Origin of the sequence: Pseudomonas coleopterorum (genome assembly GCF_900105555.1) — a bacterium.
In the GTDB taxonomy this organism is placed as follows: Bacteria; Pseudomonadota; Gammaproteobacteria; order Pseudomonadales; family Pseudomonadaceae; genus Aquipseudomonas; species Aquipseudomonas coleopterorum.
On record NZ_FNTZ01000001.1, the window covers coordinates 3,410,928 to 3,428,961 of the forward strand.

The following is an 18,034-nucleotide window of genomic DNA, read 5'->3' on the forward strand; positions in this document are numbered from 1 at the left end:
ACTCCTAATGGTCTTGACCCGGGATTCTCCCCCCAGAGCCCGGGTTTTTTTTGCCTGCGCAACGTTCAGGCCTGACGACGAACCCGTGCCAGTGGGAACAGCCGGCAAAAGTTGTCGGTGGTGCGCTCGGCCAGGCTTTCGAGCGTCTCGCCCCGGACCGTGGCAATGCACTGCGCCACTTCCCGAACGTACTGCGGCAGGTTGGACTTGCCACGGTAGGGAATGGGCGCCAGGTAAGGCGAATCGGTCTCGACCAGCAGGCGATCGGCAGGCACCTGGCGGGCGACTTCGCGCAGGGCGTCGGCATTGCGGAACGTCACGATGCCGGACAGTGAAATGTAGAAGCCCAGGTCGAGGGCAGCCTTGGCCATGTCCCAATCTTCGGTGAAGCAGTGCAGTACGCCGGCCTGGGGCAACTGCGCCTCGCGCAACAGGGCCAGGGTGTCGGCACGCGCGCCGCGGGTATGCACGATGACCGGTTTGCCGGTCAGGTTGGCCGCCTGCAGGTGCAATCGGAACGATGCCTGCTGCAACTCTGCGGCCTCGGGTTCGTAGTGGTAATCCAGGCCGGTTTCGCCGATCGCCACGACGCGGGGATCATCGAGCTCGCCCAGGAGCCAGTCCAGGGCCGGTGGCTGCCCCGGTGCCAGGTCCAGGGGGTGAATGCCGACCGAGCAATCGACATCGTCGTAGCGGCCGGCCAGGGCCTTGACCGCTGCAGCATTGTCGGCGCTCACGCCGATGCACAGGAAGTGGCCGACACCGCAGGCGCGCGCGGCATCGAGCGCGGTGTCCAGGCAGCCGTTGTGTTCGGCGAGGTCGAGGCGATCCAGGTGACAGTGGGAATCTACAAGCATGAGGATAGGACAACTACATCGTGTGAGTGGGACGGTCGGACTTCAAGGCACCGGCCAGGTAGGTTTCGATCTTGTTGCGCGCGGTGTTGTCGCCATCGTTGAACTGCACGCCGACTCCGGCAGCGCGGTTGCCCTGGGCGCCCTTGGGGGTGATCCAGGCCACGCGGCCAGCCACCGGAATCTTTTCCGGCTCGTCCATCAGGTTGAGCAGCATGAACAACTCATCGCCCAGCTTGTAGCTCTTGCTGGTGGGAATGAACAGGCCGCCGTTCTTGATGAACGGCATGTAGGCGGCATACAGAACGGCCTTGTCCTTGATGGTCAGGGACAGAATGCCGTTGCGCGGTCCGGGACTGACGGGTTGATTCATTCGTGCTCCCTTACTGGTGGTCGATTTTTATGGCCACGGTTGGCAGTGCCGCGTTGTATCGGAAAAACCCCTTGCGCCGCTGCTACACATTCACATGCAGGCTGCATTTGGCCGCCCCTGTAGCAGCGGTGCAAGCCGCCTCCGGCGTCGGCAGCGTCCGATCACAATGCACCCATCACCGCTGCCCCGGCAAGGCCATCCAGGACACCAGCAGCGCTTCGATCAGCAACGCCCTGTTCAAGTTGGCCTTGGCCAGAACCTTCTGGCGCTGCATCAGCACCCAGTCCTGAATGGCCAGCACCTTGTCCTGAGTGCTCTTGTCGGCCAGATATTGCAGCACCTTGCGCATGTCGCTCAAGCCCAGGCCCTGCTCGTCCGCCGTCAGGCGATAGCGCAGCAGCAGGTTCGACCACTCGCAGAACCAGTCGAACAGCAGCAGCAACGGTACACCGCTCCAGGCGTCGGCCAACTGGCTGGGCGTCTGCTGCCCTTTCAACAGCTTCTTCACCCCATCGACGACCAGTGCCCGCTGCTCGACGATCCCCGCAGCCTGCAACCTGACGGCGGCCAGAGGCGAGCCGGCAGCCAGGGCCAGCAGATCGGCGCGCGCGCCTTCGTCCACGTCCGGCAGCGCCGTGGCCAGCCATTGCAGGCTGACGGCCTGGCTAGGCAGCGGGCAGGCCTGCTGCACGCACCGGCTCTTGACCGTGGGCAGCAGGCGGCTGGGCTGATGGCTGACCAACAGCAACACGGTATTGCCCGAGGGCTCTTCGAGACTCTTCAGCAAGGCATTGGCCGCGTTGATGTTCATGGCTTCGGTGGGCTCGATCAGCACCACCTTGCGCCCACCCAGCTGCGCCGTCTGCACCACGAACGCCACCAGTTCGCGGACCTGGTCGACCTTGATCGCCTTGTCCGCTTCCTCGGGTTCGAGGATGAAGTTGTCCGGATGACTGCCGGCCTGCAGCAGCAGACAGGACTTGCAGGCGCCACAGGCCTGCTGCGCGGAGGGGCGCTGGCACAACAGCAACGCCATCAGCCGCTCGGCCAGGGCACGCTTGCCGATACCCTGCGGCCCGTGCAGCAGATAGGCGTGGGCATGCTGGGTGCGTCCGGCGAGCTTGTGCCACAGATCGTCTTGCCAGGGGTAGGCTTCAGCCACGCATGTGCCCTCGCAGTTCGGTCGACAATCCTTTGCCCGAAAGCAATGCAAACCAGACGTCAACGCCGGGCAAAATCACTGGAAACGTCATCGAGCCTACAATTTTCCATGAGGAGAATAATCCCATCGCTGGCGAAATGGGTATTTTCAAAGCGGGAACGGGCAGACCCGCCAGCCTGAAGCCTGGTGATTGTATAGGGTCTTGTGGTCCATGTCTGGACAGGGTGAATGGCGCGCGCAGGCCAGGCATGTCCCCAATGGTGACGCCAGAACAGGCAGATAGGTAACGCCGCTCGCCTTACTGTCGTTTGAGTAACGTACTGGGCGAAACCCCGAACGCTTTCTTGAAGGCATGGCTGAAATGCGAGAAATCGGAAAAGCCATAGTCCAGTGCCACCTGCGACACGGAACGGGCCTGGCCGCATTCGATCGCTTCGCGGCTGCGTTGCAGCCTCACCTGCCAGAGCGCCGCCATGGGGGTTTTCTGGTGGCGGGCGAAAGCACGGGTGACCGTTCGTGGTGACACATGGTGGGCTTGTGCGATGCGCTCCACGCTCAATTCTGTCTCGGCCAAATGACGCAACATGTAGTTCATGGCACGGGCATACAAGTCGCGCTCAATACTGGCGGTGTTGCTGTCCTGCAACTCCAGACTCAGCACCAGCAGATCCAGCAGCGTTTGCGAGAACCGCCCGGCCACCTCCGGCGCCTCCAGGGCCGCAGGCTGGGTAGCGGCCTGGCGCAGCATTTCGCGCAGCGGCACTACGCCAGGACGCCCTTCGTCGAGGACGGTAGAGGTCAAACGCTCTACCTGCGGTAAGCGGCTGCTGAGCAGGTGCCGGGGAATGCGCATGAGATGGTTGTCGCGACCTCCCAGGCTGAAGCGAAAGGTCTGCGCGGCGTCGTAGAGCACCAGGCTGCCGGGCTGCAACAACGCGTTACGCCCGCCTTGCTCCAACTTGCCATGGCCATGCTCGATAAAACCCAGCCACAGGTCGTCATCCGGACCGGTGCGCAGGTCGCCGGGCTTGCGCTCCCACTCATGCAGCGCGGCGCTCAGCGAGCAGATATCCAGCGGGCCGAGGCCTTGCACGCGTAATTGGCCCTCGAACGGCATGTCCTCCAGGGCTTTACTGGAAGCCGGAATGCAGTGTCGGCAGATCACTTCCTTCCAGTAATCGAAACGCTGCGGGGCAGCGACGGCCAGGGTGGTGTAAGCGGCTTGGCTCATGACATCGATCTCGCGGTAACGGACTCACGCCCCCTTCACGAAGATCAGGAGGGCCTGTTCGGCATTTCGCCCAGCAACTATCGGGCCAGTGATGTGATGCCGCGTGATACGTACCGTGGGTTGGAAGAACGGGTATGGAAGTGCGCTGAAATGGCGCCAGCGACCATGACCCTGCCAATCGATGAGGCACATCGGACCCTCGATCGCGCACTGTCCTTTTCAACCAAGCCGACGTCCGCCCGAAGCAAGCGGCACTCGCGAAGCTTGCCTTAACGTGAGCCCCATCGAGGTCGCCACTCACGGTGACCGTTGGAGGCCCCATGCCCAGCCTGCGTCCGTCCCCCTTTGCCGAATGCCTGCTGGCCCTCAAAGGCCGTGATCTGGCGCCGGAAGAGTTCGTATCGGTGCTGATCGAACTGGGTTGCCTGGCCTACCAGCTTCGCCGACGTGGACGTGCCTCGTCCAACTGCCTCGATACCTCAGCCTGATCGTCTCAAGGAGTGCCCATGGAATCTGCAATCGACAAGCATCTGAAATGCCCACGCACGCTGTCCCGCCGTGTGGACGACGACTATCAGCCGCCGTTTCCCATGTTCGTCGGCCGTGCCGACCCCAAGCTCGAACAGGTGGTCATGGCTTATCTGGGCGTGCAGTTCCTGCCCGTCCACCATGCCATCGCGGTCCAGGCCATGCAAAAGATCGTCGCGCAGTTCGCCGGCGATGATGCCCCGGGCAATCACGACATCACCTATCACGAGGACAACCAAGGCTACGGTAATTTCATCGTGGTCGGTTACTGGGCCGACCCTGCCGCCTACTGTCGCTGGCTGCGCAGCCCTGCGGTCGAGTCATGGTGGGCCAGCGACGAGCGCCTGAGCGAGCACCTGGGCTACTTCCGAGAAGTAGTGGCACCGCGCGCCGAGCAATTCGAAACCTTGTACGCCTTTACCGATGACTTGCCCGGCGTGGGCGCCGTCATGGACGGCATCAGCGGTGAAATTCAGGAGCATGGCTACTGGGGGTCGGCGCGAGACCGATTTCCCGTGTCGCAAACCGACCGGATGCGACCCGACGCGTCCCTGCAGGTCATCTCGGGCGATCCGGCAAAAGGCGGACGAGTGCTGGTCCGCGGCCACGACAACCTGACCCTGATCCGCTCCGGGCAGGACTGGGTCGAGGCCGGTGAGGAAGAGCGCGCGCTGTACTTTCAGGAAATGCTCCCACCGCTCCAGGACGGCATGGATTTCCTGCGCGACCAAGGCCAGGCCCTTGGCTGCTACAGCAACCGTTTCGTGCGCAACGTCGACCTTGACGGCAATCTGCTGGACATCGCCTACGACATTGGCCATTGGCGCTCGCTCGACCGGCTGGAGCGGTGGGCCGAATCGCACCCGACCCATCTGCGCATTTTCACCACGTTCTTCAGGGTGATTGGCGGGCTCTCGAAACTGCGCCTGTACCACGAAGTATCGGTCAGCGACGGTCGCAACCAGTTGTTCGAGTACATCAACTGCCATGCCCAGACCGGCATGCTACGCGACGCCCAACCCCTGCCTGCCTGACCGGCGGCAATCCTCTGCGCTCAAGCCCACATCCCGCCTGGCGGGGTGCTGGCCCCCGTTTGTCCATGAAAAGGTGCTCGGCCATGGCCACGATTCGTTACCCCATCACGCTCGCCTCACTGTGCTGCTCGCTTACCGCTCAGGCCGCTGAAGTGGCTCCGGGCGATTACGACCAGTTCCCCACCAACGCCACCATTGGCTTGCTCTATTACCAACACGCCCGCACCGACAATCTGTATGCCAATGGCCACAAAGCCAGCTCGGATTTCGATGTGCGCTCGGACATCGGCATCCTGCGACTGCTGCATGTCTATGCGCTGACCGACCGACTCACGGTCGACCCGCAGTTCCTCTTGCCTTTCGGTCGCGTCGCCGGCCATGGCGATGCCTCGCCCCTCGGGGACAGCAATGGCATCGGCGACCTGATCCTGGCCCCCGCTTTCAAGTACCGGCTCAATGACGCCGGCGACGTGCTTGCCTTCACGCCCTACCTGTACGTACCCACTGGCGAATACGACAACGAAGAAGGCCTGAACCTGGGCGAGCATCGCTGGAAACTCGATCTGCAATCAGCCTATGTCAAACGGTTCGGAGAGAAATGGGCCGTCGACATGGTCGGCGACGTCATCTGGTACGGCGACAACAACGACTACGGCGCCGACTCGGTCCGACGCGAGCAGCAGGTGTTCTACAGCGCCCAACTCATGGGCCGCTACATGCCCACACCACAGACCGCCTTCGCCGTAGGCGTAGGCCATAACTGGGGCGGTGAGAACAGCGTCGACGGCGTGCATCAGGACGATGAAACCCGCACCACGTATTTGCGCCTCAGCGCCACCACCTTTGTCAGCCCGCGCGATCAGTTGCAGTTGCAACTGGGCCAGGACCTGTCCGTGGAAAACGGCCCGCGTGAAGACGTGCGAGTGAACCTGCGCTACGCCCATGTGTTTTGACGGCCTGACCGTCTCAGCCAAGCCGCTGTCCGCCACAGCCAAGCCATCGGCCGGCGGACGCGCCACTCTTGACTCCACCCGACCGTGACCCAGCGCACCCCGTGCGCCGTACCGAAACAGGACACTCCATGGCCATCGAACGCCCCACTCCTGAACAACTCGACGCGCTCGCGCAGCGCCTGCACATGCATCTGACGACAGAGCAGGCGAGCGAGTATCTGGCCCTGATGCAACCGAGCTTCGACGCCTACGATCTCATCGATGCCCAGCCCGACGAAATCCCGCCGGTGCGCTACCCGCGTGACGCAGGCCTGCGCCCCAGCAAGGCCGACAACCCGCTCAACGCCTGGTACTACCGCACCGAGGTCTGCGGCGCCGCCCGAGGCAAACTGGCCGGGCGTACCGTTGCCCTGAAGGACAACATTGCCTTGGCAGGTGTACCGATGATGAACGGTGCCAGCACCCTTGAGGGCTTCGTGCCGTCCTTCGATGCCACCATTGTCAGCCGGCTGCTCGATGCGGGCGCGACCATTACCGGCAAAGCCACCTGCGAGCATTTCTGCCTGTCGGGCGGGAGTCACACCTCTGACCCGGGGCCGGTGCACAACCCACGCCGACACGGCTACATCGCCGGAGGGTCCTCCTCCGGCAGCGCCGCACTGGTAGCGTCAGGGGCGGTGGACATGGCCATTGGTGGCGATCAGGGCGGCTCGATCCGAATCCCGTCAGCGTTTTGCGGCACCTACGGCATGAAGCCCACCCATGGCCTGGTGCCGTACTCCGGGATCATGCCCATTGAGGCGACAGTCGACCACGCAGGGCCCATCACCGCCAACGTGTACGACAACGCGCTGATGCTCGAAGTGATTGCCGGTGCCGACGGTCTCGATCCGCGCCAGTATGCCCCGGTGGTAGAGCTCTACACCCAGGTGCTGGATCGCGGCGTGCGCGGGCTCAGGATCGGCGTCCTGCTGCAGGGTTTCCAACTGCCGAACCTCGATCCGCGGGTGGCCGACAAGGTCCGCTTCGCGATCGATCATCTGCAGCAACTCGGCGCTCAGGTCAGCGAAGTGTCGATAGCCGAACACGGCCTGGCCGGCGCGCTCTGGCAACCGATCGGCTGCGAAGGGCTGACGGCGCAGATGATGCACGGCAATGGCATGGGCTTTAACTGGAAAGGTCTGTACGACGTCGCACTGCTGGACAAGCACGCCCAGTGGCGTGAAAACGCCGACGCGCTTTCGGCGACCCTCAAGCTGTGCATGTTCGTCGGCCAGTACGGTCTGGAGCGGTACCACGGTCGCTACTACGCCAAGGCACAAAACCTGGCCCGCCGCGTCCGCGCGGCCTATGACCAGGCGCTGAGTGACTACGACGTCCTGCTCATGCCCACCGTGCCGATTCTGGCCCAACCATTGCCCTCGGCGACCGCCTCGTTGACCGACTACGTGGCGCGCGCATTCGAGATGATCGGCAACACCGCGGCATTCGATGTCACCGGCCATCCGGCGATGTCGATCCCCTGTGGCCAGGTCGAGGGACTGCCAGTCGGCATGATGCTGGTGGCGCGTCATTACGGCGAAAGCACGCTGTATCAAGCCGCCGCCGCCTTCGAGGCCAGTATCGACTGGCAACACCTGTGAGGATCCAGCAATGAGCCATGACCACGATCATCATCACGACCATACCGAACCGCCCGCCACCGCGGAGCTGCGCATCAAGGCCCTTGAGTCGCTGCTGCTGGACAAAGGCCTGGTCGACCCTGCCGCCCTGGAGGCGCTGATCGACACCTACGAGCATCAGATCGGTCCGCGCAACGGCGCGCGCGTAGTGGCAAAGGCCTGGGTCGACCCGCAGTACAAACGTCGCCTGCTGGAAAACGCCACCGCGGCCATCGCCGAGCTGGGCTTTTCCGGCGTGCAGGGCGAGGAGATGGTGGTAGTGGAAAATACCCCTCAAGTGCACAACGTCACCGTGTGCACGCTCTGTTCGTGCTACCCCTGGCCCACGCTCGGCCTGCCGCCTGCCTGGTACAAATCCGCCCCTTACCGCTCGCGCGTGGTGATCGACCCGCGTGGCGTGTTGGCTGAATTCGGACTACAGATCCCTGCCCATCAGGAGGTACGCGTCTGGGACAGCAGCGCCGACCTGCGTTACCTGGTACTGCCCGAACAGCCCTCAGGCACAGAGGGGTGGAGCGAAGAGCGCCTGAGCGAGCTGGTCACCCGCGACGCAATGATCGGCACCGGCCTGCCCATCGCACCCGTCGCCTCAGAGGAGGTCGTCCAATGAACGGAATACATGATCTGGGTGGGTTGCATGGCTTCGGCCCGGTACTGGCTGAAGAAGATGAACCGGTCTTTCACCATGACTGGGAGCGCCGAATCTTTCCGCTGTTTGCCGCGCTGTTTGCCGGAGGGCATTTCAATGTCGACGAGTTCCGCCATTCCATCGAGCGCATGGACCCGATCCACTACCTGGAGAGCAGCTACTACGAGCACTGGCTACACGCCTTCGAGACACTGCTGCTGGAAAAGGGTGTGATCAGCGCAGCCGAATTGCAAGGACGGTCTGCACCGACTCCAGCGCCACAACCGGTTCAGGTGCTCACCGCAGATCTGGTGGAGACAGTGATTCTCGGCGGCGCCTCGGCACGCGCCAAGCACGAGGTGTCCGGACGCTTCAAGGTCGGCGACAGGGTGCGGGCGAAGAACCTCAACCCCACCACTCATATCCGTCTGCCTCGCTATGCGCGGGGCAAGGTCGGCGTCATCGAACTGGCCCATGGTGCGTTCGCAACGCCCGACAGCATGGCCCACGGCTTGGGTGAGCAACCGCAACACGTCTACACCGTACGGTTCAGCGCCGAAGAACTGTGGGGCACAGCCACCCCGGACTCGGTGTGCATCGACCTGTGGGACAACTATCTGGAGGCGGCATGAACACGACCCCACACAGTGATTACGCAACCCTCGGCCTCCCGCTGGACACCGAAGGACCGATTTTCGAGCATCCCTGGCAGGCTCAGGCCTTTTCCCTGGTGGTGCACCTGCACCAGGCAGGCCATTTCAGCTGGGCCCAGTGGGTGCAAGTCTTCAGCGATCAGATCAAGGCAACTCCCGCTCGGCCGGGCGAAAGCGTCAACGATGCCTACTTCCGACAGTGGTCCGATGCCATGGAAACCCTGGTGGAGACGCTTGGCCTGTGCGGGCGGGATACCATTTCCCAGTGTGCCGAGGAGTGGTGTCGAGCCTACCTCAATACGCCCCATGGAGAACCCGTGAACCTGCTGAACGCGAGTTGTCCGCCAGCCCATGCCCACCCTCATTCACGGCGCACCGGGCCGGTCACGGTCAGCCCGGCGGGCTGAGATGAAATGAGCGGTGCAGAAACGTCTGCATCAGCCGATTGGATCGCTTTGCTGTCGAGAGGTGTCGCGTGTCGTTTCTCTTTGGTTCTATCCGTAGTGCGCTGACGGCCTTGGCGAACCGCTTGGAAGGCAGTGACGCGCCCCTGCCAACGGCACCCACCCCCTGTTACAGCGACTGTTCAGGGCCAGCGAGCAACTGCTTGCCGATCAAACCCACGCCAGGGGGCGGATCGCCGAGTGCGGTCCCACGGTGCACCAGCAATCTACTGGCATTGAACGCGGCGATCGAAGCGGCTCGTGCCGGGGAGGCCGGCAAGGCCGGGCGTGGATTCGCCGTGGTCGCCGACGAGGTGCGGAAACTGGTCATGCGGACCAGCAAAGCGACCCAGGAGGCATCTGGAATGATCGCCGGCTAACGTCTGGGGCGTACCTTGCCAGCGCAATAGGCGGAAGGCGATACACTTTTTTGGGGAGGTATCGCCTAACCGATCCCTTTTTCAGTCAGCAGATTTGCAACGACGGCCAGAACGTTACCGCTCACCACGTCGAACGGCTCTGATGCATCGATGACCACGAATGTGTCAGGCGTCTCCTCTGCCTGCCGCAGGAATCCGTCACGGGCCCTGGAGAGGAACTCGAGCTTCTGCCTCTCCATCCGGTCCAGCCCCTGGCCGCGGGAAGCGACGCGCTTCATGCCGATCTCGGGATCCACATCCAGGATGATGTTGAGGTCCGGTGCAAAGCCCCCCAGCGCAAAGCCGTTGATGCTTCGCACCAGGTCCAACGCAATGCCCCGTCCGTAGTGCTGGAACGCCACGGTTGCAGGGGTGAAGCGATCGCACACCACGACCTTGCCTGCCGCTATCGCAGGAATGATCTTTTCCTGCAGATGCTGTGCTCTGGCGGCGGCGAACAGCAAAAGCTCAGTGGTATCGCAGAGTTCTGGCGTCTCCGGATCAAGGACCACCTCGCGAATCTTCTCGCCGATCCGTGTACCGCCAGGCTCGCGGGTAATGACCACCGGGTGGTTCCTGGCGGTCAGGAATTCTTCGATGGCGCGAATCACGGAAGACTTGCCCGCCCCGTTATTTCCGTCGCATACGATGAGGCAACCTTTTGCCATGTGCTTGTCCTGGTACCTGAAAGTGTTGTTTGGTGGGTGGCGGTTGGTTTTGCAGCAAGGTAGACGAATGCGTTCCGCGAACGGCCTACCTCTGCACCGTCATTGAGCAGGCGCCTCGGCGGCGTCCGGCTTCTCTTGTGGCTCGCGCGTGCCGGTCTCGCTCGGCGCCGCCGCGGGCGCGGGGCTTGAGCGATAGTCGGCGCGGCGTTTGAGCTGGTACTCGCGCACCGCCGCGTTGTGGGCGTCCAGATCGTCGGAAAAGACATGGCTGCCGTCGCCGCGCGCAACGAAATACAGGCTGCTGCCGGAAACTGGGTTGAGCGCGGCGTGAATCGCTTCTCGGCCCACCATGGCGATGGGTGTAGGCGGCATCCCGGCGATCACGTAAGTGTTGTAGGCCGTCGGCTCGCGCAGGTCGGCGCGGGTCAGCTTGCCGTTGTAGCGTTCGCCCATGCCGTAGATCACGGTCGGGTCGGTCTGCAGCAACATGCCCGCCTTGAGGCGGCGCACGAAGACGCCGGCGATCTCGCCACGCTCCTGGGGCACACCGGTTTCCTTCTCCACCAGAGAAGCCATGATCAGCGCCTGATAGGGCTCGCTGTACGGCACGCTGGCGGCGCGTTCGGCCCATTCACTGGCCAGCACCTCTTCCAGTCGCCCGTAGGCCTGCTGCAGCAGTTCGACATCGCTCATGCCGCGCACATACTTGTAGGTGTCCGGGAAAAACCGGCCTTCGGGAAACACCTTGGGGTGGCCGATGCGCGCCATGACTTCACTGTCACTCAGGCCACCCAAGGTCTGCTCGAGCTTTTCCTGGCGCGCCAACGCGGCGCGTACCTGACGGAAATTCCAGCCCTCGACCAGGGTCAGGCTGTACTGCACCACTTCGCCGCGCTGCCAGACATTGAACAGTTCGTTCACCGTCATGCCCGGGGTCAGGCGGTATTCGCCGGTGTGCAGCGGCTGCCCGGTGCGATTGAAGCGCCAGTAAAGACGCAGCCAGAAGGCATCCCGCAGGGTGCCCGCCGCCTCCATGCGCAGGATCGTGCCGCCGGGGGTCGCGCGGTTGGGTACATCGAGCAATTGTTCTTGAGTGACGGCCAGCGGCTGGTTCAGGGCGCTGTCGACTTTCCAGGCCGCCACGCCCGCTGCCAGTAAGGCAACCACGATGAGCGTCTCCAGCAACAGCAGAAATTTACGCTTCACAAATCAGGCATCCAATAGCGCGTGGGCAATGCCTTGCAGTTTACGGGTGAGCGGACCCGCCGGCCACCTCAGTGACGTGAATGCGCATACAGGCCACACGCCGTAGACGCTATTGCACACGAAGACTTCCTCGGCCCTTGCCAGGTCCGCTGGCCACAGGTCGTCCACGACAACCTCCAGACCCAGGCTTGCGGCCTGCTCCAGCAGTTCGGCACGCATCACCCCGGCCACGCCACAGCGCTGCAGGGAAGGCGTGTGCAGCACCCCATCGATGACCAGAAACAGATTGCTGTAGACCCCTTCGACCAAGCGTCCGGACATGTCCAGCATCAAACCTTCAGCGAAGCTCGGGTCGCTCCATTCGGCGCGCGCCAGGACCTGCTCCAGGCGATTGAGGTGTTTGAGTCCCGCCAGCAATGGCTGCTCGGCCAGGCGCGTACTGCAGGGGTAGAGTTCCACGCCCTGCGCGCCGTTGATCTGAGGATAGGCGGGGCTTGGACCGCCTTGCAGAATACGTCGCGCACCAGCCTGCGGATCGGGCGCGTAACCTCGGGCACTGTCGCCACGGGTGACGATCAGCTTGAGCACGCCCTTGTCCAGCGCTGCGGCATAGCGGACAACTTCGTCGCGCAGCACATCCGAGTCGATCAGGATGGCCAGACGCTGGCAGCCCAGCGCAACGCGCGTCAGATGACGCTCGAGAAGTACCGCCTGGCCACCACGCACGGCGACGGTTTCGAAGACACCGTCACCGTAGGCCAGACCCCGACTCTTCAGGCCCAGCGCATCGCATGGCTGCCCGTCGAGCCAGGCCTGCATCAACCGGCGAAGCGCCGGAAGACCAGCGAACCGTTGGTGCCACCGAACCCGAACGAGTTGCTCAGCACCACATCGATCGGCATGCTGCGTGCGGCATGGGGCACGAAGTCCAGATCGCAGCCTTCGTCAGGCTCATCCAGGTTGATGGTGGGCGGCGCCATCTGGCTGTTGATCGCCAGCACACTGAAAATCGCCTCGACCGCACCTGCGGCGCCGAGCAGGTGCCCGGTCATCGACTTGGTGGAGCTGACTGCGAGCTTGTAGGCATGCTCACCGAACACGGTCTTGATGGCACTGACTTCGGCCAGGTCGCCCGCCGAGGTCGAGGTGCCATGGGCGTTGATGTACTGCACTTGATCAGGCGTGACGCCAGCATCGCGCAGGGCATTGGCCATGCAGCGCGCCGCGCCGGCGCCGTCTTCGGGCGGCGAGGTCATGTGGAACGCATCGCCGCTGGTGCCGAAACCGATCAGTTCGGCATAAATGGTGGCACCACGCGCCTGAGCATGTTCGAGCTCTTCGAGTACCAGGGCGCCAGCGCCGTCGGACAGCACGAAACCGTCACGGCCCTTGTCCCACGGACGACTGGCACGGGTTGGCTCGTCGTTACGCGTGGACAACGCACGGGCCGCGCCGAAACCGCCCATGCCCAAGCCGCACGCGGCCATTTCAGCACCGCCGGCGATCATCACGTCGGCTTCGCCATACGCGATGTTGCGCGCGGCCATGCCGATGCAATGGGTACCGGTGGTGCAGGCCGTAGCGATCGCGTAATTGGGTCCCTGAGCGCCGAGGTGGATCGACAGGAAACCGGAAATCATGTTGATGATCGAGCCAGGCACGAAGAAGGGCGATATCCGCCGCGGTCCGCTGTCATGCATGATCTTGCAGGTTTCTTCGATATTGGTCAGGCCACCAATACCCGAACCCATGGCCACGCCGATACGCTCGCGATTGGCGTCGGTGACTTCGAGACCGGCGTTGCGTACCGCCTGGAAACCCGCCGCCAGGCCGTATTGAATGAACAAGTCGAGCTTGCGTGCCTCCTTGACCGAGAGGTATTGCTCGACCTCGAACCCCTTCACCGAGCCGCCGAAACGGGTCGAATAGGCCGATAGATCCGTATGCTCGATAGGACCTATGCCACTGCGGCCGGCCAGGATGCCCTGCCAACTGCTCGGCACGTCGGTGCCCAGCGGTGACAGCATGCCCATACCTGTGACCACGACGCGTCTACGCGACACAGCACTCTCCTTATTCTGGAAACATCAACGCGCGGCCGTCTAAAGAAAAAACCGCACGCCAACGAAGGCAGTGCGGTTTTTCCATGACAAGCAACGGCGATTACAAAACGTTACGCCTGGTGGGCAGTGACGTAATCGATGGCAGCTTGAACGGTGGTGATTTTCTCGGCTTCTTCGTCAGGAATCTCGGTTTCGAATTCCTCTTCCAGAGCCATCACCAGCTCAACGGTGTCCAGGGAATCGGCACCCAGATCTTCAACGAAGGAAGAAGAGTTGGTGACCTCCTCCGCTTTGACGCCCAGTTGCTCGGCGACGATCTTCTTGACGCGTTCTTCGATGGTGCTCATACCTTGTTTTCACTCCTAATGGACATATGTCAGGCGGCTGGCCGGTACGTAAGTTTATAGAAGAAGCTCGGCTTTTCAAACTGAAAGCGTCACTGCGACCCTACGCGAGCCCGCCACCTAGAATTCGGATGCAGCTTTATAACGGATTTTGGATGCCGGGTAAGACATTTTTTTGAAGCCATCCGTCACAATTTTCGTTACATGTACATGCCGCCGTTCACCGGAATTGTAGCGCCGGTCACGTAGGCTGCACCGTCGGAAGCCAGAAAACCGACCACTTTGGCGATTTCGTCGGCCTGCCCCAAACGACCCAGCGGAATCTGCACCTGCAGGGATTCACGCTGCGCTTCAGGCAGCTCGCGGGTCATGTCGGTGTCGATGAAGCCAGGCGCCACCGAGTTCACGGTGATCGCGCGCGAACCCACTTCACGGGCCAGGGCACGGCTGAAGCCTTCGAGACCGGCCTTGGCTGCGGCGTAGTTTACTTGGCCGACGTTGCCCATTGCACCCACAACCGAGCCGATGCTGATGATCCGGCCCCAACGTGCCTTGGTCATGCCACGCAGTACGGCCTTGGACAGGCGGAACAAGCTGTTGAGGTTGGTATCGACCACATCATGCCATTCGTCGTCTTTCATGCGCAGCATCAGGTTGTCGCGGGTGATACCGGCGTTGTTGACCAGAATCGCCGGCGCGCCGAACTGCTCCTGAATCTTGGCCAGGGTGGCGGCCACCGATTCGTCGCTGCACACGTTGAGTTCCAGGCCGGTACCTTCGATACCATGCTCCTTGAGCGTGGCGGCAATGCGCGCGGCGCCGCTCTCGGAGGTGGCGGTACCGATGACGGTGGCGCCCATGCGACCCAGTTCCAGGGCGATCGCCTGGCCAATGCCACGGCTTGCGCCAGTGACCAGTGCAACTTTACCTTGCAGGCTCATGCAAGTTCTCCTTGATCAGGCTTGCGCCGCGCGAGCGGCGGCGAAAGCTTCGGGGGTGTTCAGGTTTTCGGTGCTCACGCCATCGGCGCAGCGCTTGTTCAGGCCGGCCAGGACCTTGCCCGGGCCGCACTCGACCAGACGTGGTGCGCCCTGGGCCGCCAGGTACTGCACGGTTTCGACCCAGCGCACCGGTTTGTACAGCTGCTCGAGCAGGTCGCGCTTGAGGGTTTCCAGATCGGCCGGTACGCCGGCACTGACGTTCTGTACGACCGGAATCTGCGGCGCCTGCCAGTCGATGGCGTTGACCGATTCGGCGAAACGCTCGGCAGCCGGCTTCATCAACGCACAGTGCGACGGCACGCTGACCGGCAATGGCATGGCGCGCTTGGCGCCCTTGGCCTTGCACAGTTCGATGGCACGGGCAACGGCCTGTGCGGCACCGGCAATCACTACCTGGCCCGGGGAATTGAAGTTGACTGCACTGACGACTTCACCCTGTGCGGCTTCGGCGCAGGCAGCCAGCACATCGGCGTCTTCCAGGCCGAGAATGGCCGCCATGGCGCCCTGCCCGGCCGGCACGGCTTCCTGCATCAGTTGGCCACGACGCTCCACCAGCTTGACCGCATCGGCCAGCGACAGGCAGCCAGCGGCAACCAGCGCGCTGTATTCGCCCAGGCTATGGCCGGCGACATAGGCCGGACGCTCGCCACCCTCGGCCAGCCACAGGCGCCACAGCGCGATGGAGGCAGCGAGAATCGCAGGTTGCGTCTTGTCGGTCTGGTTGAGGCTTTCGACCGGGCCTTGCTGGACCAGCGCCCAGAGGTCATAACCCAGGGCGTCGGACGCCTCCTTGAAGGTGTCCATCACCAGAGGGTACTGTGCGCCCAGTTCGGCCAGCATGCCGAGCGACTGGGAACCTTGCCCCGGGAAAACGAATGCGAGGGATGCAGACATTGAACAAGCCCTTGTGTGATCTTGTTGCCGAAAATTTCGACGCCGGAAGCGTACCCGGCGCGCTGAACTCAGAGTTGGATAACCTATGCCCGCCCGTGGTCACATTCAAGCACTGGGGGCCAGGCATGCCTAAAGCAGCATCTGCGCCAACCGCCCGTGCAGGCGCTGGGGCAGGTTTTCACGAATCTCGTCGCGTGCACGGTCTATCGCGCACTGCAAGCCTTCCACGCCTGCGGCGCCGTGGCTCTTCACCACGATACCCTGCAGGCCGAGGAAACTGGCGCCGTTGTAGCGCGCCGGCGCCAGATCGGCCTGCAAGCGCTTGAGCAGCGGCATGGCGAGGGCGCCCACGGCCCGCGCCATCAGGCTGCTCTGGAACAGCGCCTGAACGCGTTCGGCAAACATCCCGGCCAGACCCTCGTTGGACTTGAGCAGAATATTGCCAACGAAACCGTCGCACACCACCACATCGGCCTCGCCTCGGAACACCCCGTCGCCTTCGATGAAGCCGGTGTAGTTCAAGCCCTGCGCCTTGCGCAGCAGACTTGCCGCCAGCTTGACCTGCTGGTTGCCCTTGATGTCCTCGGTACCGACGTTGAGCAGCGCCACCCGTGGCCGTTCGACACCCAGCGCTTGAGCGGCCACCGACCCCATCACGGCGAACTGATACAGATGCTCGGCGCTGCAATCGACATTGGCGCCCAGGTCGAGCAGCTGGCAGTAGCCTCCCCGCGTGGGAATGGCGGCCATCATCGCGGGGCGGTCGATACCGGGCAGCGTCTTGAGCAGGTGCCTGGACAGCGCCATCAAGGCCCCGGTGTTGCCCGCGCTGACCACGGCCTGGACCTGCTCGTCGCGCAGCAACTGGAGCGCCACCCGCATCGAGGAATCGGGCTTGCCGCGCAACGCCTGTGACGGGCGCTCGTCCATGCCGACCACTTCGCTGGCGGCAGCGACGTGCAGGCGTGAGCGATCCACCGCCGGCTGGCTGGCAATCAGTTCTTCAAGGAGTTGAGGGTGACCGACGAGGGTCAGGTGCAGCGAGGGCGTAGCGGACAGGCAGGCAAGGCTGGCCTGAACAATGCTGCGGGGACCGAAGTCCCCGCCCATTGCATCAATCGCGACGGACTGAGCGGACAAGATTTACTCGTCAGCGCCCTTGTCGATCACTTTACGGCCACGGTATACGCCTTCAGGCGATACGTGGTGACGCAGGTGCACTTCACCGGTGGTCTTTTCGACCGACAGGGTGCTTGCCTCGAGTGCGTCGTGCGAACGGCGCATGTCACGGGCAGAGCGGGATTTTTTGTTCTGCTGAACAGCCATAATTGATTAACTCCTAAACGTTTGGGTCACGCTTTAACTGCGCCAATACACTGAACGGGTTGGACCGCGTTACCTCGTCCTCGCTCGGATCGGGATCATCTGCTCCCGCCGGCTGCTGGCATTCTTCCGGATGATGAGCAGGCACGATAGGCAAGGCGAGCAACAGCTCCTCCTCGACCAGCGCCTGCAGATCCAATGGATCTTCGCCCAGTTCCAGCACGTCATAACCTTTCGGTAACGACTGGGTGTTCGCACCCTCCTTCACCACGGCGTAACTGCATTCGCTGTGGATCGGCAGGGTTACCAGCTCAAGACAACGCTGGCAAACCATCTTGACTTCGACGTCCAGGCAGCTGTGGATGACCACGGCCTTGCGTTCGTCTCGTTCGAAGATGAATTTGGCCTGCACCGTACCGACGTTGTCGGAAAGCGGGTCGCAGAGTCTCTCCAAATCGGCCAACTGCAGCGAACCTTCGAGGGTTACGCCACGATCTGCCAATTTGCGCGGGTCAACGTGAGGTGGAATCGGGTCATTCAACATAGGCGCAGCATTCTAGGGACGCCCCCCTCAC

General features: G+C 62.9%; 21 protein-coding genes and 1 pseudogene. 8 read left to right on the forward strand and 14 right to left on the reverse strand.

The genetic code is table 11. The annotated features are described in order from the left end of the window. Nucleotides 1–65 precede the first annotated feature (65 nt). The 4 genes from BLV18_RS15220 to BLV18_RS15235 all read right to left on the reverse strand — a co-directional run bounded on the left by BLV18_RS15220 (nucleotide 66) and on the right by BLV18_RS15235 (nucleotide 3,620). Entirely contained in the window at nucleotides 66–857 is a 792-nt protein-coding gene (locus BLV18_RS15220; RefSeq protein ID WP_090359679.1) for a TatD family hydrolase, read from the reverse strand. A 13-nt stretch (nucleotides 858–870) separates the two neighbouring features. After that, nucleotides 871–1,227 (reverse strand): PilZ domain-containing protein, encoded by a 357-nt coding sequence (locus BLV18_RS15225; RefSeq protein ID WP_043185228.1) that lies wholly within the window; start codon nucleotides 1,225–1,227, stop codon nucleotides 871–873. Nucleotides 1,228–1,402: 175 nt separating this feature from the next. Next, nucleotides 1,403–2,389: a DNA polymerase III subunit delta' gene (locus BLV18_RS15230; RefSeq protein WP_090359681.1), complete on the reverse strand. Its 987-nt coding sequence runs from the start codon at nucleotides 2,387–2,389 to the stop codon at nucleotides 1,403–1,405. A 298-nt stretch (nucleotides 2,390–2,687) separates the two neighbouring features. Next, nucleotides 2,688–3,620, reverse strand: a complete 933-nt coding sequence (locus BLV18_RS15235) for an AraC family transcriptional regulator (protein ID WP_090359683.1) — start codon at nucleotides 3,618–3,620, stop codon at nucleotides 2,688–2,690. 320 nt (nucleotides 3,621–3,940) lie between these two features. Here BLV18_RS15235 and BLV18_RS22410 point away from each other — a divergent pair, with 320 nt between their 5' ends. From BLV18_RS22410 to BLV18_RS15270, 8 genes and pseudogenes are all read left to right on the forward strand, one after another. Then, entirely contained in the window at nucleotides 3,941–4,108 is a 168-nt protein-coding gene (locus tag BLV18_RS22410; protein WP_167375950.1) for a hypothetical protein, read from the forward strand. Between the two features lie 18 nt (nucleotides 4,109–4,126). Then, nucleotides 4,127–5,182, forward strand: a complete 1,056-nt coding sequence (oxdA, locus tag BLV18_RS15240) for an aliphatic aldoxime dehydratase (protein WP_049862229.1) — start codon at nucleotides 4,127–4,129, stop codon at nucleotides 5,180–5,182. An 83-nt stretch (nucleotides 5,183–5,265) separates the two neighbouring features. Next, the gene (locus tag BLV18_RS15245) at nucleotides 5,266–6,135 is read left to right on the forward strand and encodes a transporter (RefSeq protein ID WP_090359685.1); all 870 of its coding nucleotides are present in this window, start codon (nucleotides 5,266–5,268) and stop codon (nucleotides 6,133–6,135) included. 128 nt (nucleotides 6,136–6,263) lie between these two features. Beyond that, nucleotides 6,264–7,778 (forward strand): amidase, encoded by a 1,515-nt coding sequence (locus BLV18_RS15250; RefSeq protein WP_090359687.1) that lies wholly within the window; start codon nucleotides 6,264–6,266, stop codon nucleotides 7,776–7,778. A gap of 10 nt (nucleotides 7,779–7,788) precedes the next feature. After that, nucleotides 7,789–8,427: a nitrile hydratase subunit alpha gene (gene nthA, locus BLV18_RS15255; protein ID WP_090359689.1), complete on the forward strand. Its 639-nt coding sequence runs from the start codon at nucleotides 7,789–7,791 to the stop codon at nucleotides 8,425–8,427. Beyond that, the gene (gene nthB, locus BLV18_RS15260) at nucleotides 8,424–9,077 is read left to right on the forward strand and encodes a nitrile hydratase subunit beta (protein WP_090359691.1); all 654 of its coding nucleotides are present in this window, start codon (nucleotides 8,424–8,426) and stop codon (nucleotides 9,075–9,077) included. Before nthA ends, nthB begins: the two co-directional genes overlap by 4 nt. Continuing rightward, nucleotides 9,074–9,505 carry a nitrile hydratase accessory protein gene (locus BLV18_RS15265; RefSeq protein ID WP_090359693.1) on the forward strand — a complete coding sequence of 144 codons (432 nt, stop codon included), beginning with the start codon at nucleotides 9,074–9,076 and terminating at the stop codon, nucleotides 9,503–9,505. The genes nthB and BLV18_RS15265 overlap by 4 nt, the downstream gene beginning before the upstream one ends. A gap of 257 nt (nucleotides 9,506–9,762) precedes the next feature. Then, nucleotides 9,763–9,921: pseudogene (locus BLV18_RS15270) on the forward strand (methyl-accepting chemotaxis protein); the annotation flags it as partial. A 65-nt stretch (nucleotides 9,922–9,986) separates the two neighbouring features. On the opposite strand, the gene tmk reads toward BLV18_RS15270, so the two are convergent. The 10 genes from tmk to BLV18_RS15320 form a co-directional block, all read right to left on the reverse strand. Continuing rightward, entirely contained in the window at nucleotides 9,987–10,628 is a 642-nt protein-coding gene (gene tmk, locus BLV18_RS15275) for a dTMP kinase (protein WP_090359695.1), read from the reverse strand. Between the two features lie 99 nt (nucleotides 10,629–10,727). Further along, a complete protein-coding gene (mltG, locus tag BLV18_RS15280; RefSeq protein WP_090359697.1) occupies nucleotides 10,728–11,834 on the reverse strand; it encodes an endolytic transglycosylase MltG in 1,107 nt (368 codons plus the stop codon). A gap of 3 nt (nucleotides 11,835–11,837) precedes the next feature. After that, complete coding sequence (gene pabC / locus BLV18_RS15285) at nucleotides 11,838–12,653, reverse strand: aminodeoxychorismate lyase (RefSeq protein ID WP_090359699.1); 816 nt, start codon at nucleotides 12,651–12,653, stop codon at nucleotides 11,838–11,840. Then, nucleotides 12,653–13,897, reverse strand: coding sequence for a beta-ketoacyl-ACP synthase II (gene fabF / locus BLV18_RS15290; protein WP_090359701.1), 1,245 nt, complete (start codon nucleotides 13,895–13,897; stop codon nucleotides 12,653–12,655). Before fabF ends, pabC begins: the two co-directional genes overlap by 1 nt. A gap of 110 nt (nucleotides 13,898–14,007) precedes the next feature. Beyond that, nucleotides 14,008–14,244 (reverse strand): acyl carrier protein, encoded by a 237-nt coding sequence (gene acpP / locus BLV18_RS15295; protein WP_049862239.1) that lies wholly within the window; start codon nucleotides 14,242–14,244, stop codon nucleotides 14,008–14,010. Between the two features lie 197 nt (nucleotides 14,245–14,441). Beyond that, nucleotides 14,442–15,182 carry a 3-oxoacyl-ACP reductase FabG gene (gene fabG / locus BLV18_RS15300; protein ID WP_049862240.1) on the reverse strand — a complete coding sequence of 247 codons (741 nt, stop codon included), beginning with the start codon at nucleotides 15,180–15,182 and terminating at the stop codon, nucleotides 14,442–14,444. Nucleotides 15,183–15,197: 15 nt separating this feature from the next. Beyond that, entirely contained in the window at nucleotides 15,198–16,136 is a 939-nt protein-coding gene (fabD, locus tag BLV18_RS15305; RefSeq protein ID WP_090359703.1) for an ACP S-malonyltransferase, read from the reverse strand. 129 nt (nucleotides 16,137–16,265) lie between these two features. Then, nucleotides 16,266–17,276 carry a phosphate acyltransferase PlsX gene (gene plsX, locus BLV18_RS15310; protein ID WP_082223729.1) on the reverse strand — a complete coding sequence of 337 codons (1,011 nt, stop codon included), beginning with the start codon at nucleotides 17,274–17,276 and terminating at the stop codon, nucleotides 16,266–16,268. Nucleotides 17,277–17,279: 3 nt separating this feature from the next. Next, nucleotides 17,280–17,462: a 50S ribosomal protein L32 gene (gene rpmF / locus BLV18_RS15315; RefSeq protein WP_003179396.1), complete on the reverse strand. Its 183-nt coding sequence runs from the start codon at nucleotides 17,460–17,462 to the stop codon at nucleotides 17,280–17,282. A gap of 13 nt (nucleotides 17,463–17,475) precedes the next feature. Continuing rightward, the gene (locus BLV18_RS15320; RefSeq protein ID WP_043185209.1) at nucleotides 17,476–18,003 is read right to left on the reverse strand and encodes a YceD family protein; all 528 of its coding nucleotides are present in this window, start codon (nucleotides 18,001–18,003) and stop codon (nucleotides 17,476–17,478) included. Nucleotides 18,004–18,034 lie beyond the last annotated feature (31 nt).

Bases quoted from the DNA above. Each gene is read 5' to 3' on its own strand.
- nthA (WP_090359689.1), top strand. From the start codon at position 7,789: ATGAGCCATGACCACGATCATCATCACGACCATACCGAACCGCCCGCC.
- BLV18_RS15245 (WP_090359685.1), top strand. From the start codon at position 5,266: ATGGCCACGATTCGTTACCCCATCACGCTCGCCTCACTGTGCTGCTCG.
- BLV18_RS22410 (WP_167375950.1), top strand. From the start codon at position 3,941: ATGCCCAGCCTGCGTCCGTCCCCCTTTGCCGAATGCCTGCTGGCCCTC.
- pabC (WP_090359699.1), bottom strand. From the start codon at position 12,653: ATGCAGGCCTGGCTCGACGGGCAGCCATGCGATGCGCTGGGCCTGAAG.
- acpP (WP_049862239.1), bottom strand. From the start codon at position 14,244: ATGAGCACCATCGAAGAACGCGTCAAGAAGATCGTCGCCGAGCAACTG.
- BLV18_RS15265 (WP_090359693.1), top strand. From the start codon at position 9,074: ATGAACACGACCCCACACAGTGATTACGCAACCCTCGGCCTCCCGCTG.
- BLV18_RS15220 (WP_090359679.1), bottom strand. From the start codon at position 857: ATGCTTGTAGATTCCCACTGTCACCTGGATCGCCTCGACCTCGCCGAA.
- oxdA (WP_049862229.1), top strand. From the start codon at position 4,127: ATGGAATCTGCAATCGACAAGCATCTGAAATGCCCACGCACGCTGTCC.
- BLV18_RS15320 (WP_043185209.1), bottom strand. From the start codon at position 18,003: ATGTTGAATGACCCGATTCCACCTCACGTTGACCCGCGCAAATTGGCA.
- nthB (WP_090359691.1), top strand. From the start codon at position 8,424: ATGAACGGAATACATGATCTGGGTGGGTTGCATGGCTTCGGCCCGGTA.
- rpmF (WP_003179396.1), bottom strand. From the start codon at position 17,462: ATGGCTGTTCAGCAGAACAAAAAATCCCGCTCTGCCCGTGACATGCGC.
- fabD (WP_090359703.1), bottom strand. From the start codon at position 16,136: ATGTCTGCATCCCTCGCATTCGTTTTCCCGGGGCAAGGTTCCCAGTCG.
- tmk (WP_090359695.1), bottom strand. From the start codon at position 10,628: ATGGCAAAAGGTTGCCTCATCGTATGCGACGGAAATAACGGGGCGGGC.
- BLV18_RS15235 (WP_090359683.1), bottom strand. From the start codon at position 3,620: ATGAGCCAAGCCGCTTACACCACCCTGGCCGTCGCTGCCCCGCAGCGT.
- BLV18_RS15250 (WP_090359687.1), top strand. From the start codon at position 6,264: ATGGCCATCGAACGCCCCACTCCTGAACAACTCGACGCGCTCGCGCAG.
- BLV18_RS15225 (WP_043185228.1), bottom strand. From the start codon at position 1,227: ATGAATCAACCCGTCAGTCCCGGACCGCGCAACGGCATTCTGTCCCTG.
- fabG (WP_049862240.1), bottom strand. From the start codon at position 15,182: ATGAGCCTGCAAGGTAAAGTTGCACTGGTCACTGGCGCAAGCCGTGGC.